12 protein-coding genes are annotated in these 14,974 nt (G+C 73.0%); 2 read left to right on the top strand and 10 right to left on the bottom strand.

Annotated elements, in window-relative coordinates:
• Window positions 1-830: 830 nt before the first annotated feature.
• The 8 genes from HH311_RS17320 to HH311_RS17355 all read right to left on the bottom strand — a co-directional run bounded on the left by HH311_RS17320 (window position 831) and on the right by HH311_RS17355 (window position 11,105).
• Entirely contained in the window at window positions 831-4,079 is a 3,249-nt protein-coding gene (locus HH311_RS17320) for a cytochrome P450 (protein ID WP_312030212.1), read from the bottom strand.
• Complete coding sequence (locus HH311_RS17325; protein WP_211190418.1) at window positions 4,076-4,816, bottom strand: hypothetical protein; 741 nt, start codon at window positions 4,814-4,816, stop codon at window positions 4,076-4,078. The genes HH311_RS17320 and HH311_RS17325 overlap by 4 nt, the downstream gene beginning before the upstream one ends.
• A 513-nt stretch (window positions 4,817-5,329) precedes the next feature.
• Window positions 5,330-5,470, bottom strand: coding sequence for a hypothetical protein (locus HH311_RS17330; RefSeq protein WP_169184940.1), 141 nt, complete (start codon window positions 5,468-5,470; stop codon window positions 5,330-5,332).
• An 83-nt stretch (window positions 5,471-5,553) separates the two neighbouring features.
• Window positions 5,554-5,973 (bottom strand): hypothetical protein, encoded by a 420-nt coding sequence (locus tag HH311_RS17335; protein WP_169184941.1) that lies wholly within the window; start codon window positions 5,971-5,973, stop codon window positions 5,554-5,556.
• Between the two features lie 240 nt (window positions 5,974-6,213).
• On the bottom strand, window positions 6,214-6,522 hold the full coding sequence (locus HH311_RS17340) for a hypothetical protein (protein ID WP_169184942.1): 309 nt from the start codon (window positions 6,520-6,522) through the stop codon (window positions 6,214-6,216).
• 484 nt (window positions 6,523-7,006) lie between these two features.
• Window positions 7,007-8,884 carry a sugar phosphate isomerase/epimerase and 4-hydroxyphenylpyruvate domain-containing protein gene (locus HH311_RS17345; protein WP_169184943.1) on the bottom strand — a complete coding sequence of 626 codons (1,878 nt, stop codon included), beginning with the start codon at window positions 8,882-8,884 and terminating at the stop codon, window positions 7,007-7,009.
• Window positions 8,881-9,753, bottom strand: coding sequence for a shikimate dehydrogenase (locus HH311_RS17350; protein WP_169184944.1), 873 nt, complete (start codon window positions 9,751-9,753; stop codon window positions 8,881-8,883). The genes HH311_RS17345 and HH311_RS17350 overlap by 4 nt, the downstream gene beginning before the upstream one ends.
• Complete coding sequence (locus tag HH311_RS17355; protein ID WP_169184945.1) at window positions 9,750-11,105, bottom strand: MFS transporter; 1,356 nt, start codon at window positions 11,103-11,105, stop codon at window positions 9,750-9,752. The genes HH311_RS17350 and HH311_RS17355 overlap by 4 nt, the downstream gene beginning before the upstream one ends.
• Before the next feature lie 136 nt (window positions 11,106-11,241).
• Here HH311_RS17355 and HH311_RS17360 point away from each other — a divergent pair, with 136 nt between their 5' ends.
• Window positions 11,242-11,925, top strand: a complete 684-nt coding sequence (locus tag HH311_RS17360) for a TetR family transcriptional regulator (protein ID WP_169184946.1) — start codon at window positions 11,242-11,244, stop codon at window positions 11,923-11,925.
• Here the strand turns inward: HH311_RS17360 and HH311_RS17365 are convergent.
• Window positions 11,879-12,670 (bottom strand): hypothetical protein, encoded by a 792-nt coding sequence (locus HH311_RS17365; RefSeq protein ID WP_169184947.1) that lies wholly within the window; start codon window positions 12,668-12,670, stop codon window positions 11,879-11,881. The two genes, HH311_RS17360 and HH311_RS17365, sit on opposite strands and share 47 nt — an antisense overlap.
• 94 nt (window positions 12,671-12,764) lie before the next feature.
• A complete protein-coding gene (locus tag HH311_RS17370) occupies window positions 12,765-13,748 on the bottom strand; it encodes a methyltransferase (protein ID WP_169184948.1) in 984 nt (327 codons plus the stop codon).
• A 247-nt stretch (window positions 13,749-13,995) separates the two neighbouring features.
• Between HH311_RS17370 and HH311_RS17375 the strand changes: the two genes are divergently transcribed.
• Window positions 13,996-14,964, top strand: coding sequence for a zinc-binding dehydrogenase (locus HH311_RS17375; RefSeq protein WP_169184949.1), 969 nt, complete (start codon window positions 13,996-13,998; stop codon window positions 14,962-14,964).
• The last annotated feature ends 10 nt before the right edge of the window (window positions 14,965-14,974 follow it).

Below are 14,974 nucleotides of genomic sequence, written 5' to 3' on the forward strand. Positions count from 1 at the left end.
CACGTCTCGCTGACCGCGATCTCCGTGCCGCCCGCCCGGCAGGCGGCGCCTGCCCCCGGAGCTCGGGCAAGCGCGAGGACCGACACGAGCACCCCGACCGCGGCGACCGTGGCGACGACCACCTCCCAGACCGTGACCGGCCGAGCGAGCACAACGGAGTCGGACGCCGAGGGACCGAGGACGGCCGAGGCGATCGTCGAGAACACGACCACCGTCGAGCTGCTGGCCCCGCATCTGGCCCTGCCCGTCGCACGGAGGTCGCCGGAGGGTCAGCTCGAGCCGGCGGTGCCCGGCCCGAACCAGCGGAGTTCGTTCGCTCCGGTCGTCACCGTGCCGCCGCCGCCTTCTCCGATCTCGGCCGACGGCACCGGCGAAGAGCCGGCCCCGATGCCCGCACCGATCATCGTCGCACCCCCGCTCGCCTCCGATCGGCGCCCGGTCGAGGGTGAACCCGACGCCGGACCCGACCTCGACGAGGCGGCCGAGGCGGAACCCCTCGACCATCCCCACTTCGAGCGCCCGCGCCCGACGCCCGGCGTCGCCCTGAGGCCCCCGCTCTCGAGCCCCACGGCTCCTGGGCCGACCGCAGCGGCGACCGTGGGACCAGACCCGACCGCGTCCGCGGGCGGGCCGTCGGTGCTCAGGCGGCTGATCCACGGCCTGCGCCGTCCGACCTGAAGACGCTCGAAGCACGCCGGCAGTGGAGGACGCGTCGACGATGAAGCACGCACAGGCCACGCCGGCCCAGGTCGCGACGCTGCCGGCCAGCTCGCAGGAGTCCCAGCGGGCGATCAGGGACTGCGGGGCGAACCGGTTGTCCTTCGGCGGCCTCACACCACCGCGGTCTCGCCCCAGATGTCCTCGAGGTAGCGGTTCGACGCGCGGAGGCCAGCGAGCCAGGCGTTGCCGTCGGCCTCGCCCGCGCCGGTCTTCGCGCGGAACACCGCGACGAGGGCCGCGCGGACGCCGGGCGCCATCGTCGAGGCGTTGCCGCAGACGTAGACGACCGCATCCTGCTGCATGGCCTCCCAGACCTCGTCGGCCGCGCCCTCGAGCGCGTGCTGGACGTAGCGGTAGCGGTACCCCGGCACCCGCGAGTACGCCGGGTACAGCGTGGCGACGCCGGCCTTGTCGAACGCGGCGAGCTCGTCGGCGTAGAGCAGGTCGTCCTCGGGGTCGCGGCAGCCGAAGAACATCAGCGAGCGGGCGATCGGCACGCCTTGGGCACGCAGCGACTCGCGCTCCTGCAGGAACCCGCGGAAGGGCGCCATGCCCGTCCCCGCCCCCACCATGATCATCGGCACGTGCGGGTTCGCCGGCGGCCGGAACGTGACGGCCGGGCTGCGCACGAAGGTGAACACCGTGCCGCCCTCGGGCACCTCCTCGAGGTGTCCCGAGCAGACACCGCGATAGATCGAGCCGTCGCCGGCGCGGGCGGGGCCCTCGAGCACCCCGACGGTCAGCGCGACGTCCGCCGACACCTGCGGCGACGAGGAGATCGAGTAGAACCGGGGCCGCAGTGGCGGAAGCAGGTCGAGGAACTCCGCGAACGACAAGTTGCAGTCCGGATGCGCCTCGAGCAGCTCCAGCAGTGTGCGCCGGGGCTTGGCGATCTCCTCGCGGTAACGGGCCTTCGACTCGTCGTCGACGCCGGCGAGCCCCGCGAGCTCGTCGCGCTGCGGCCCTTCGGGCATCGACGCGGCCATGGCCGCCAGTCCGGCGCGGCTCGCGACGTCCTGCAGCTCGACGCTGCCGGCGAGGATCCCGAGCAGAGGGTAGGGCTCGCCGCAGAGCAGGTGGGTCGGCGCGCTGCCCTTGGCGGTGATCGTGGCGAACTGGCCGCCGTCGAGGCCGAACCGCGCGATCACCCGGTTGACCGTGCCGATCGGGTTGCGGGGCAGCACACCGAGGTGGTCGCCGGTCGCGTAGGTCGTCCCGGCCGGCAGCGTGATCTCGAGGTGGCGCACCGAGCGGCCCCCCGGCGAGCCCGCGTGGGCGGTGAGCTCGCGGTTCACACGCAGGGTCGCCGGCTGCCCCCGATAGGACTGCAGCACCGGGCTCGCCGTTCGCCGCTGCTCGAGCTGCACGGCGAGTCGCGGCCCGGCCCCTTCGGTCGCGGTCGCCGACGCGTCCAGCCCCAGTGCCGCGCCCAGGGCGTCCCACAGCCCGCCGTACCAGTCCGCGAACTGCGCGTCGAAGTCGCCGCGCTGGTCACCCTCCCCGCGCGGGTAGACCCGCGTACCGCCCTTGGCCTCCAGTCCGGCGTCCACTCGCGTCGGTACGGCCTGGTAGGTCGCGGCCCAATCGCGGTTGCCGCAGCCGAAGACCGTGTACTTGACCCCGGCCGCCGACGCCGACTTCCCGTCGAGCCAGGTGCAGAACTTCCCGGCGTTGTCCGGCGGCTCCCCGTTGTAGGACGAGGTCACGACGACCACGGCGCCCTCGGTCGGGAGCTCCCCCACCGCCTCGTCGAGCGCCGCGGTGCGCGCGGTGTAACCGCGGTCACCGGCGTCGCGGGCGATCCGCGCGGCGAGATCCTCGGCGGCGCCCAGGTTGGAGCCGAAGAGCACGAGCAGCGGGGTGCCGTGCCGGTCGGCGGGGGCGACGGCCAGTGCGGGCGCGCGGGGCTCGGCGGCGACGGCGGCCGCCGGCCGCGGCGCCGATCCCCACGTGCGGCCCTCGCGGGGCCGGATGGTGATCGTGAGGCCGTCCGGCTTGATGGTGAGCGTCTCCTTGATCTTCAGCTGGTAGTCCGCGTGGTCGACGAGCTCGAAGCGCTGCAGGAGCATGCCGAGCACGAGGGTCGCCTCCTGCAGGGCGAACTGCCGGCCGATGCACGCCCGCTGCCCCGAGCCGAACGGCCGGTAGGCGTTGGGGGGCAGAGCGTCGAGGCGCTCGGAGGCCACGTGATCCGGGTTGAACTCCCGCGCGTCCTCGCCCCAGACCTCCGGGAGCCGATGCAGCATCGGGGTGAGCGCCACGATCCCGGTGCCCGGGTCGAACGGGCCGTACCCGCCGACGGTCTCGCCCGCCGTCCTCGGCTGCCGGGTGAACGCCGGCGCGGTCGGCCAGAGCCGCAGGGTCTCGTCGAGGATCTGGCGGACGTAGCCGAGCTGACCGATCTGGGCAACGGTCGGCGCCACGCCCGGGTCGGTGCCCAGCACCCGGTCGACCTCCTCGTGGGCGCGGGCGACGACCTCGGGGTGCTTCAGCAGGTAGTAGACGGCGAACGACAGGAGCCCGCTCGTCGTCTCGTGCCCGGCGATGAGGAACGTGCCGCACTGCGCCACGATGTTGTGGTCGGGCAGCGTGTTCCCCTGCTTGTCGGTGCCGACGAGCATGTGGCCGAGCAGGTCGGTGCCGGGGTCGCCGGACGCCCGCCGTTCCTTGACGATCGCGTCGATCGTGTCGTCCATGTACTTCGCGTTGGCCAGGAAGCGGCGCTGGGCCCCCCGGCGGAGCTTGATCTGGACCGGGAGCATCTGCTGGCGCTTGAGGCTCTCGGTGAGCGTCGCCATCATCGCCTCGACGAACGGGTGCTGGGAGTCGCGGTAGAACGAGTTGAACCGGTACCCGAACCCGCAGAGCGCGATGGTGTCGAGGGTCAGCCGCGTCATGTCCGCGGCGACGTCGATCGGCTCGTCGTGGTTGAGGCGCTCCCACTTGAGCAGGAGCTGCTGGGCGATGTCGACCATCGGGTCGAGGTAGCCCTTCATCGCCCAGGTGCTGAAGCTCGGCAGCAGGATGTCGTGGGCGGACTTCCACAGCGGATCGGCGGTGTCGGCAGTGAAGAGGCCCGCGCTGGTGTGGGTCTGGCGCATCTCGCGCTGTCCGGTGCCGACGAGCTTGTCGAAGCGGGTGTCGTCGCACAGGTCCTGGACCATCTCGAGTCCGGAGACGACGTACATCGCCCCGGCGGGGCTGTGGACCTGGAAGATCCGGCCGTACTGGTCCGCCAGCTCCATCACGCTCTGGACCAACCGCTTCGTGTCGATGTCACGGGCGTTGCCGACCACCGGCAGCGGCTTCGGACCCGGGATCTCGGAGAGCGGGTGAACGGGACGGTCGGTCGTGATCACGGTGTGCTCCTCGTGGTCTCGCTGGTGGCATCGCGGAGGGACCGCGGGTCCGTCGACGCGCCCGTGTCGACGGCAGGGGTGGCAGGGTCCGCGGCCTGCTCGCGGCGCTCATGGAGCACGAGGGCCACCGAGATGAGCAGCACCCATGCGGGCAGGACGAGCAGGCTCGCCGGGTGGTAGGTCGCGGTGAGCAGCAGATAGGCCCCGCAGAGGTACGCGATCACCGAGGGGACCTTCCCCAGCACGCCCGCGCCGCGGAGCAACGTGGTCGTGGTCAGCGCGAACATCCCGGCCCCGCGGACGGAGAACACGAAGACCAGCCCGTAACCGAGGGCAGCGAGGGCGCGGGCGGTGTCCGGGGAGACGACCGGCGCGTTCGCGATGACGCTCCCGAACGCGGGCGCCGCGACAGCGGCGGTCCCCGCGAACAGCATGCTGACGAACAGGGCGACGGAGAGCAGGTTCAGGCCGTTCGCCATGGCCGACGGCACGTGACCGATCGCGTCGAGGACAGACCGGACCGCGGTCGCGAACCAGAGGAAAGCGATACCGGCGAGCGGCACGAGGTAGAGCCCAACGGCGACGATCAGCGAGTCGCCGTTGCTCGCGTAGAACGCCGAGTACACCGCGTCCGGGGCACCCAGGTGCGGCCCTCTGTCGATCAGCACGAGGGCGGCGACGAACAGGCCGGAGAAGACAACGCCCATCACCGCGGCCACCCGCGCCGAGGTTCTCACGGCGCCGACCCGCCCGCGCCGACGGGGGCCGGACCCGGACCAGGTTCGAGATCTTCCAGGATGCGGAGTAGGTCGAGTGTGGAGGAGAAATGCTCGTGCCGGCCGGACTCGGTGACCACGGTGCCCTTCAGACGCCCGTCGGCGGTACGAAAGACATCGAGCAACAGACGCCTGTGCCGACCTCCTCCTCGTCGGCGCCGACCGTGGGGCGGCCCAGGCATCGAACACCTCGGCCGACCTTCCAGTCGGACTTCCGGTCGGCTCGCCGTCACCTCCGGCGGCGTCCAGCGAGCCCGCGCCGCCAGCACCCCTGCCATCGAGCCCTCGCTCTCCTCGTGACCCCCGTCACAGCGTGGAGCGGCGTGTCCGGCCTTGTCTACGGGCCATCAGCACGTGCCTGCACCGCCGCGACCGGTCCGGTCACGCGCGCCGCCGAAGCGGTTACCGGTCGTGGGCGCTGCGGCTCCGACCGACAGCACCGGCGTTTCGATGCATGGACGCGTCATGCCCCGGTCAGTCGCTCAGCCGCGCGGCGCGCGCTGCCGTGATCGGACCGAGGTCCCCGGTGCACATCGGTTCCTCGACCAGATCGCCGTCGTGGACGGGGATCAGCACGGCGTCGATGCTGTAGTCCTCCACCCCGGCGAGCAGCATTTCGCCGGGACACCCTCGGTGTCGGCGATCCGACCGGCTGGTCGTCTCTCGGCGTCGGTGGTCGGCCCGATGGACGGTCGAGGTCATTCAACGGTAGTGAGGTGCTGCCGAAGCTTGTCGGCCGCCTCCGCGTCCTTGGCCGCCAAGGTTCCGTAGGCGAGCTTCGCGTCGGCGATTGCGTGTACTCGATCCGCCAGTGCTTGTACCAACTGCCCACGAGCAGCCCTGGCCTCGTCCTGAGCTGTCTTCGCCGACGAGGCCGAAACCTGGATGCCGAAGTAGGCGCCCACCATTGCTGCGATCGGACTCGCCACGATCCCCAGAGCGGACGCGCCGTCCGGGCCGCGCCAGAATAGAGCAACGATGAGAAACGCGAGTATGACAGCGCCCAATCCGCTACCGAGGGCGACAAGACTCCATCTGTACCTCGAATCAGACTCGTGATCGTCGTCGCCACCCTGCCGCTGCGTCCCGGTGCCGACCTCACCGTCCGAGCCTGCCATGATTCCTCCTGTCTGACGCGAGGGGATACACTTGTTTCTTGGCGACAATGAGTACAGGCTGCATGGTGAGAATGCGAGGGCCGACAACGAGGCGTCCGGCGCGCAGATTTCTCGAGATCGAGCAGAACGAGTTGCGGGCGCCGATCTGTTCCGTGGTGGTTCCGCGTCCCGTGCCGCAAGCCCCACAGAGACTCGCTGACTACGCCCACCGCAGTCACTCGGAACGGACCCTGGCCGGTCTCAGAGTTCGCGCTCCCGGGTGGTCTCCACGACCCGTCCTTGCGGCCCGAAGATGACCTTCCCTTCGACCTGACCCCAGATGCCCCGCATCGTGTCGAGGTGGGCTTCGGCCTGCTGGGGACTGTCGTACTCCATGTCGATCAGGACGAGGTTGGGATCGTCCGCGCCGCGCATGACGTGGTAGCGCCGAACACCGAGCTTTCGCCGGAACTCGTCCCCGTCGGTGCCGTCCGCGTTGAGGTCGCTGTCGAAGGCCTGCAGCCAACGCTCGTAGTCCGCTACGCGGTGTTCGATGAGCAAGCGGGCCATGGCGGTTCCCCTGTGTCCACGCTGCGCCTCCACTCGGACGGAGGCGTCCCCGACGTCGAGTCTCGCTCTGAGTCGCCGCCCAACCCAGGCACTTCACTCTGTCAGACCAACAGGGGTCCGGCCCCGACCACCACCGCACTCCCGGCCCTCGCGCTCACCGGGTCCCCTCTCCTGAGTTCGGTGCCCTGGTCCAGGGCGAAGCGCCTGGTCGCCGAAGGCCGTCCTTCCACTCGCTGATCACGTCCCTCGCCGTCGCGCTGCTCTGACCCCCAGGTCTGGGAGACGGCCCTTCTGACGCGCCCACCGCAAGGCCCCTGGTCGCGGTCCGCCTGGTGGAGCCGGGGGCAGGCCCGGCGCGCCGGGGTGGGGTGCCCCGCCGGGCGGCCCTACGAGCAGCGCCGCGAGCTGCTCCGGGCGACCTGTCCGACGCCGCGGGGGCCGCCCGCATGCCCGTCCGACGGCGTGAGACTCTCGACGGCCGGCGTCAGGGCATCCCCAGCCGGTGCTGGCGCTGGGCGGCCATCCGGATCGGGGCATCCACCGAGCCGTGCCCCGGGTACTCGCCGGTGCGCTGGACGACCTCGAAGAACACCCGTGAACCCAGGACCGCGGTCGCGAGATGGAAGTACTCGCCGTGGGCGTCGCGGTCGTGGAGCGCGCCGACCTCGCGGAGTCCCGCGAGCAGGGCCGGGTCGAGGTCGAGCCGGGCGTCGAGGTCGTCGTAGTAGTTGTCCGGGATCGTCACCAGGGGTGCCCCGGCGGCGCGTAGCGCCCGACCGGTGGTGACGATGTCGTCGGTGGCGAACGCGATCCATTGTGGGTCGGGCACACCCGGGGCCCACTCCCCGCGGCGCAGCACCGCCACCGACAGCGCGAGGCGCACGCGGCGGGACGGATCGACGACGGTGCGACTGCGCATCAGCCCGAACGGGGCGGCGAACTCGTTGCTCGTCTCCTCCGCCAGCCCGAGGACCGCGCGGTAGAAGAGGAAAGCCTCGTCGGCATGGTCGAACGGTTGACTGAGCCCGACGTGGTCGACCCGGGTGATGCCCGTCGTGGCCCCCGGGTCGACCCCGGTGGGGAGGAAGTCGCTCATCCACTCGCCCCCGGTCCGGGCGAAGAAGACCGACGTGCCGTCCGGGGCGGCGACCGCCGCCATGTCCGTCTCGGCCGGACCCCAGACCCGGGGAAGCACCGGCGCCCGCAGCGCCTCGGCCCGTGCCACCGATGCGTCCGGGTCCTCGGAGGAGACCGCGAACGCCCCGACGACGGCCTGCCCGGGTCCGCCGGTGAGCAGGGTGGCCGCGTTGAGCAGCACGGTGGCGTCGCCCTGCTGCCAACGCTGGACGGGCTTGGAGCGGTGCTGGCCGGTGTGGGTGAAGCCCAGGGTCGTCAGGGCGTGGCCGAGCACCGGACCCGAGACGGCATCGACGCCGATCTCGGCGAAGGCGTGCCCGGTCAGGGCCGGGGCCCGCGTCGGGACGGTGAGCGTGACGCCGTCGGGCGCGGCGGCCGTGGGTGTCCTCCCGAGCTCCTCCTCGAGGTGGATCACCGAACGCATCGCGTCGACGGCCGTCCGGGCCGGGTCGGACTGCCGGTAGACGTCGTTGAAGACCTCCAACGACAACGGCCCCCGATAGCCGGCGGCGAGCACCTGCCCCAGGAAGCCCGCGAGGTCGAAGGCTCCCTGGCCGGGGAAGAGGCGGTGGTGGCGGCTCCACTCCAGGACGTTCATCGCGAGGTGCGGGGCGTCGGCGAGCTGCAGGAAGAACAGGCGGTCGGCGGGGACGGCGGCGAACTTCGACGGGTCCGAGCCGCGGGACAGGACGTGGAAGCTGTCGAGGCAGAGGCCGAGGGACGGATGACCGGCCCGGCTCACGATCGCCCACGAGTGGTCCCAGGTCGACACGTGCCGGCCCCAGGCGAGCGCCTCGTAGGCGATCCGCAGGCCCCGGTTCCCGGCCCGCTCGGCCAGGGTGTGGAGCTGCTCGGCGGCGAGGTCGTCGTCGTCGATCGCGTCCGGGGACGTGGACGAGCACATCAGCATCGTGTCGGCGCCCAGACTCTCCATGACGTCGAACCTGCGCTCCGCCCGGCGCAGGACGCGCGCGAACGCCTCCGGCGGGAGGGCCTCGGCGTCCCGGAAGGGCTGGTAGAGCTCGACGGCCAGGCCGAGGTCGGCGCACCGGACGCGGAGCTCGGCGGGCGGGAAGGGCGCGGCGACGAGGTCGTTCTCGAAGATCTCCACGCCGTCGAAACCCGCCCCGGAGGCGGCCGAGAGCTTGTCGGTCAGGGTGCCGGACAGGCAGACCGTCGCGATGGACCGCCGGAGCGCCCCTCCGTCGGCGTCCGCCCCGCTCATGCGATCCGCTCGGTAGGTGCACCGTCGACCAGCTCGGCGAGGTGGGCCAGCATGCGGTCGGTGTCGGGCTGCCGGCCGGTGAACAGGGTGAACGCGTGGGCGGCCTGGAACACCGCCATGGCCCCGCCGTCGAGGGTGCGGCACCCGCGTCGCCGGGCCTCCCGGAGCAGGGCGGTCTCCAGCGGCCGGTAGACGACCTCGGCGACCCAGAGGTGCGGGTGGAGCAGCTCGGCCGGCAGCGGGAGGCCCGGGTGCGCCGCCATCCCGATCGGGGTCGCGTGGACGAGCCCGTCGGCGGCGTCCACCAGCTCCGGGAGCCGCTCCAGATCGGCGGCCACCGCCCGGTCGGGCCCGAGGGCCTGAGCGGCCGCGGCCGCGCGCCCGGGGTCGACGTCGAGGACGGTGAGCCTGCCGACCCCGAGCTCGAGCAGGGCGTGGGCCACCGCGATCCCGGCTCCGCCGGCGCCGAGCTGGACGACGTGGTCCCGGGGCACGGTCGGCAGACCGAGGCGGAAGCCCGCCGCGAAGCCCGACTTGTCGGTGTTGTGCCCGATCGCGCGCGCGCCGTCGAAGACGACGGTGTTCACCGCCCCGAGCGCCTCGGCGTCCGCCGACAGCGCGTCGAGGTGGGGGATGACCAGCTGCTTGCACGGGTGGGTCACGTTCAGCCCGGAGAAGCCCTCGCGGCGGGCCTGCGCCACGATCGCGCCGACGTCGCCGGGCGCCACGCCGAGCCGGGTGATGTCGAACCGCCGGTAGGAGTACTGCAGCCCGTGGGCTGCGCCCTCGCGCTCGTGCAGGGCGGGGCTCAGCGACGGCCCGATCCCGGCGCCGACGAGGCCGGCGACGTGGCGCTCGCGGGCCGTCACGCGGCGGCCAGCACGGCGGCGTGGGCGGGCTTCGTGCCGAGCTCGTGCATCGGGACGCGGTAGGTCTCCCGGCCGAGCAGGGCGCACCCGGCGGCGACGATCGTGCAGACGGCGGTGAACACCGCGACCGGGACCCAGCCACCGGCACCGGGCCCGGCGAGCGCGGTCGCGATGGTGGGGGCGAACCCGGCCAGGGCGAAACCGATCTGGGTGCCGATGGCCATGCCCGAGCAGCGGACCCGGGTGGAGAACATCTCGCCGTAGAGCGAGGGCCACACCCCGTTGGCGGCGCTGTAGACCACGCCGACCAGGGCGATGCCGACGACGAAGATGAGGGTGTAGTTGCCGCTCGAGATCGCGCCGAGGTAGGCGAAGGTCAGGGCGCCGGAACCCAGCGCGCCACCGATGAACACCGGCTTGCGGCCGACCCTGTCGGCGAGCGCGGCCCACAGCGGGATCGCGGCCAGCGCGACGACGTTCGCGACGACCCCGACGGCGAGCACCGTCGCCTTGTCCAGCCCGACCGGCCCCGTGGCGTACGAGAGCGCGTAGACGCTGGTGATGGTGCTGACGACCGCGACCAGGGCGCAGCCCACGACGCGGGCGACGTCGAGGCCGTTCTCCCGGAACAGGGCCGCGATCGGGAGCTTCGCGACCTCCCGGGTCTCGGCCGCCTCGGCGAAGGCGGGCGTCTCGGGCATGGCGCGGCGGACCCAGATGCCGACCCCGACGACGACGGCGCTCAGCAGGAACGGAATGCGCCAGCCCCAGGTCATCAGGGCCTGCGCCGGCAGGTCGGCCAGCGGGATGAAGATCAGCGTGGCGACGATGAGGCCGGCCTGCGTGCCGCTGAGGGTGAAGCTGGTGAAGAAGGCGCGCCGGCCCGCCGGGGCGTGCTCGAGGGTCATCGAGTTCGCCCCGCTCTGCTCGCCGCCGGCCGAGAAGCCCTGGAGCAGGCGCAGGACGACCAGCGCGATCGGGGCGACGATCCCGACCCGGTCGTAGGTCGGCAGGCATCCGACCAGGAACGTCGCGGTGCCCATGAGCACCAGGCTCATCATCATGACCCGCTGGCGTCCGAACCGGTCGCCGTAGTGCCCGAGGACCGCGGCGCCGATCGGCCGCGCGATGTACCCGACGCCGAAGGTGGCCAGCGCCGCGAGGCTGGCGAGGGTCGGGTTCCCGGACGGGAAGAAGATCTTGCCGAACACGAGCGCCGCGGCGGTGCCGTAGATGAAGAAGTCGTAGTACTCCACGACGCTGCCGATCCATCCGGCGAAGGCCGCCTTGCGCGGGGTTCTCGTGCCGGAGGGCTCGCCGTCGCGGGGCGGGTCGACCACGTCGTCGCTCATATTCATCTCCAGGGCGCTTATGTACGAACTGGTACGTTCATACAGGGAGTGCGGTAGAGATCACAAGAGGTCGGCCCCGGCGAGGTCGGCGGTGTCTACGATCGGGACCGTCGAGGCCGGCCAGGCGAGGAGTCCGATGTCAGCGTCCGAGGCGGTCGAGGGCGACGAACGACGGCGCGACGCCGAGCGCACCAAGTCCGAGCTGCTCGCCGTCGCCACCGAGGAGTTCGCCCGCCGCGGGCTCAGCGGAGCTCGCGTCGACGAGATCGCCGCCCGCACCCGGACCACCAAGCGGATGATCTACTACTACTACGGGGGCAAGGAGCAGCTCTACACCGCGGTCCTGGAGAAGGCCTACGGGGAGATCCGGGCCGCCGAGCAGGCCGTCGACGTCACGCACATGGATCCCGTCGCGGCGATCCGCCAGCTGGCCGAGCTGACCTTCGACCACCACGAGGCGCACCCGTCGTTCGTCCGCCTGGTGAGCATCGAGAACACCCACGACGCCGTGCACATCGCCCGCTCGCCGACCCTGTCGAACCTCGCCGCCCCGGCCCTCGACGTGATCGGTCAGATCCTCGACGCGGGGCGCGCGTCGGGCGTGTTCACCGGCGATGCCGACGCCCTCGACGTCCACATGCTGATCAGTTCCTTCTGCATCTTCCGGATCGCCAACCGCCACACCTTCGGCGCGCTGTTCGGCCGCGACCTCGCCGACCCGGCCCTGCGCGGGCACTACCGCGCGATGGTCGGTGACCTGGTCGTCGCCTACCTCACCTCGGGAGCTCGCGCTCGGCCGCCAGGGCCCGCGGGTGGATGAGGAGGCGGTCGAGCCCGGCCCGGCACCGGGTGAGGAACTCGACGTCGTCGACGGGGGCCGGCGCGTCACCGGACCCGGTGGCAGGTGACCCGATGACGAGCGGGACCTGGGGTGGCAGCGTGGCGAGCAGGCTGGTGGCCGGCCCCATGTCGACGTCGAGCTCGCCGGCCGCCACGCGGACGTAGCCGAGCGCGTCGCCGAGCTCGGCGATCAGGTCGGCCACCTCGTCCGGGTCCGCGACACGGGGCCACACGTCGACCACCACGCCGCCGCGGGTCCCCCGGACGATCTCGGCGGCCTCCCGGGCGTCACCCGCTGCCGTGCCGGGCATCGGCACGAGCAACGGCCGCACCCCGCGTCGCGCCGCGGCCTCGTCCAGCGCCGCGAAGCGGGCACGGTTCTCCTCGACGCCGCCCTCGGCCGCGCGCGCCGTGACGAACTGGCACCCGAGACGTGAGCCGAGGTCCAGCACGCGGTACTGCGGGCCGGCGACGTCGGTGGGGCCGTCGCGCAGCGCCAGATCCACCCGGCCGACGTCCAGCGCGGTGACCCGCGAGGCCAGGAGGGCGTCGACCAGCGTGGCGAGCACCGGCGAACCGGCGCCCTTGTCCCACAGCGACTCGACCGAGGCGATCGACGCGACGTGGAAGCCGATCGAGTCCAGCCCGGCCGCCCGCGCGGCGGCGACGCCGGCGACCGGGTCGCTCGAGGACAGGACCGACTGGTGCACGGCGACGCGGTTCACCGGGCCATCGTCCCGGACAGCGCCCGGGTCGGTCGTGCCGGACCTGGAGCGTCACCTGCTGCCGGCCCTGCGACCGCGCTACCGATCGATGTCGTCAGCGGGCGTGCGCCTCGATGAGGTGGGGTCCGGAGGGCAGCGGCGTGGTGCCGTGCAGCCGGAAGCCCGTGGCGTCGAGCAGGCCGGCGAACTCGCTCCTCGTGCGCTCCCGGCCGCCCGCGTAGACGAGCATGATCAGGTCGAGCAGCGCGCCCGGGACGAGATCGGGGTCGTCGGTCGTGTGGTCGGGCAGGACGATCTCGACGATGACCAGCCGGGCGTGCGGGCTCATCGCCGCTCGGCACCGCGCGAGGACCGTGCGGCAGCGGTCGTCGTCCCAGTCGTGCAGCACGCTCTTGAGCAGGTAGACGTCGCCGCCGTCGGGTACCTGCGCGAAGAAGTCGCCCTCGACGATCCGGCACCGGTCGTCGAGACCGTGCTCGGCCAGGTACGGCCCGGCGAGGCGGGCCACGGGGGTCCGTTCGTACAGCACGCCGGAGAGTGCGGGATGGGCCTGCAGCACCGCCGTCAGGACCGTGCCGATCCCGCCACCGACGTCGACGACGATGCCGGCCTCGTCGAACAACGGTGCCGCGGCCAGGTCCTGGGCGACGAGCAGGGATCGAGCGCGCATGCGGGCCGAGCCGCGGGCCTCGGCGTCGGGATGGGCCGTGTAGTGGTCGAAGAGCGGCTGTCCGTACAGCGCCTCGAACCCGGGCTGGCCGGTGCGCACCGTGTGCAGCAGTTCGCCGAAGGCGTGGTACATCTCCGTCCCGAAGTCGACGACGATCGCGCGGGTGTCACCCGGCGCGTCCCGACGCAGGCAGGCCGCCGCGTCGTTCAGCGCGAAGGCGCCGTCGTCGGTCTCCGTGAAGACTCCGCTGGTGACCAGTGCGCGCACGACACGTGCCAGTTCGTCGGCGCGGGCACCGACCGCGCCGGCGAGGGCGTGCGCGTCGAGCGGGCCCGCCGCCAGGGCGTCGGCGACCCCGAGCTCGGCGGCGACGTACAGCGCCTGCGACAGCTGGTAACCCTGCGCCATCCTGACGACCGTCTGCTGCACCGATGGGCCCATCGCGCGGACGCTACGAGGGACGGCGCGGAGCCGGAACGAGCCGTGCAGCGTCGTGCCGGAAGCGCAGCGGCTCCGTCATCCCGCCGTCGCCTCGCTGGTCCGCCTGGACGGGGCGACCACGGGCGAGGTGCTCGGGAGACGCTTGGTCACACCGCGGGCCCGTACGTCGTCCTGCCTCTCGGAGGACCCCACCCGCCGTCGGGAAGGAGCGAGGATGCGCGCCATCCGCGTCGAGGAGTTCGGCGGACCCGAGGTGCTCGAGGAGGTTCGCCTGCCCGACCCGGTCCCGGCCGCGGGTCAGGCCGTCGTCGACGTCGGGTTCGCGAGCGTCACGTTCCTCGACACCCAGCTCCGGGCCGGGCGGCCACCGCGGGCCGCCATGACGCCGAAGCTGCCGATGGTGCCCGGGACCGGCGTCGGGGGTGTGGTGGGCGCGCTCGGCGCGGGCACCGACCCGACGCTGCGGGGACGTCGGGTGGTGGCGGCCCTGCCCGGTCGCGGCGGCTACGCGGAACGAGCGGTCGTCGACGCGTCCGGGCTCGTCGCGGTGCCCGACGCGCTCGGGCTCGACGTGGCTACCGCCCTGCTCGCCGACGGGCGCACCGCCCGGGCGCTGCTCGAGACCCTCCGCGCCGTGGTCCCGCTCCCGGGCCGGACGGTGCTCGTCGCGCCCGCGGCCGGCGGAGTCGGGAGCCTGCTCGTGAGTCTGCTCGCGCGCGACGGCGCCCGGGTCGTCGCCGCCGCCGGCGGACCGGTCAAGCTCGACGTGGCCCGCGCGCGTGGCGCCGCCCTGGGCGTCGACTACCGCGACGAGGGATGGCCGACCACGCTCCACTCGCAGGTCGGTCAGGTCGACGTCCTCCTCGACGGCGTCGGCGGCGGGATCGGGGACGCCGCCGTCGCGCTGGTCCGGCAGGACGGCATCGTGGCCCGCTTCGGCGCCGCCGGCGGTCGCCCGGGCGCGGCCCCGTCCGACCTCGGGCGACCTGACCTGCGGACGATCGGCCTGGGCACCCTCGACGCCGCGCGTGAGGCCCGGCTGGTCGCCGAGGCCCTCGCCGACGCCGCGGGCGGGGGCGTCCGGCCGGAGCTCGGCCGGACCTGGCCGCTCGCCCGCGCCGCCGACGCCCACCGGGCCATCGAGGGGCGAGCGACGATCGGCAAGACCCTGCTGGCCGTCTGAGCCCGGACAC

This window comes from Actinomycetospora sp. TBRC 11914 (assembly GCF_012933465.1).
Classification (GTDB): Bacteria; Actinomycetota; Actinomycetes; order Mycobacteriales; family Pseudonocardiaceae; genus Actinomycetospora.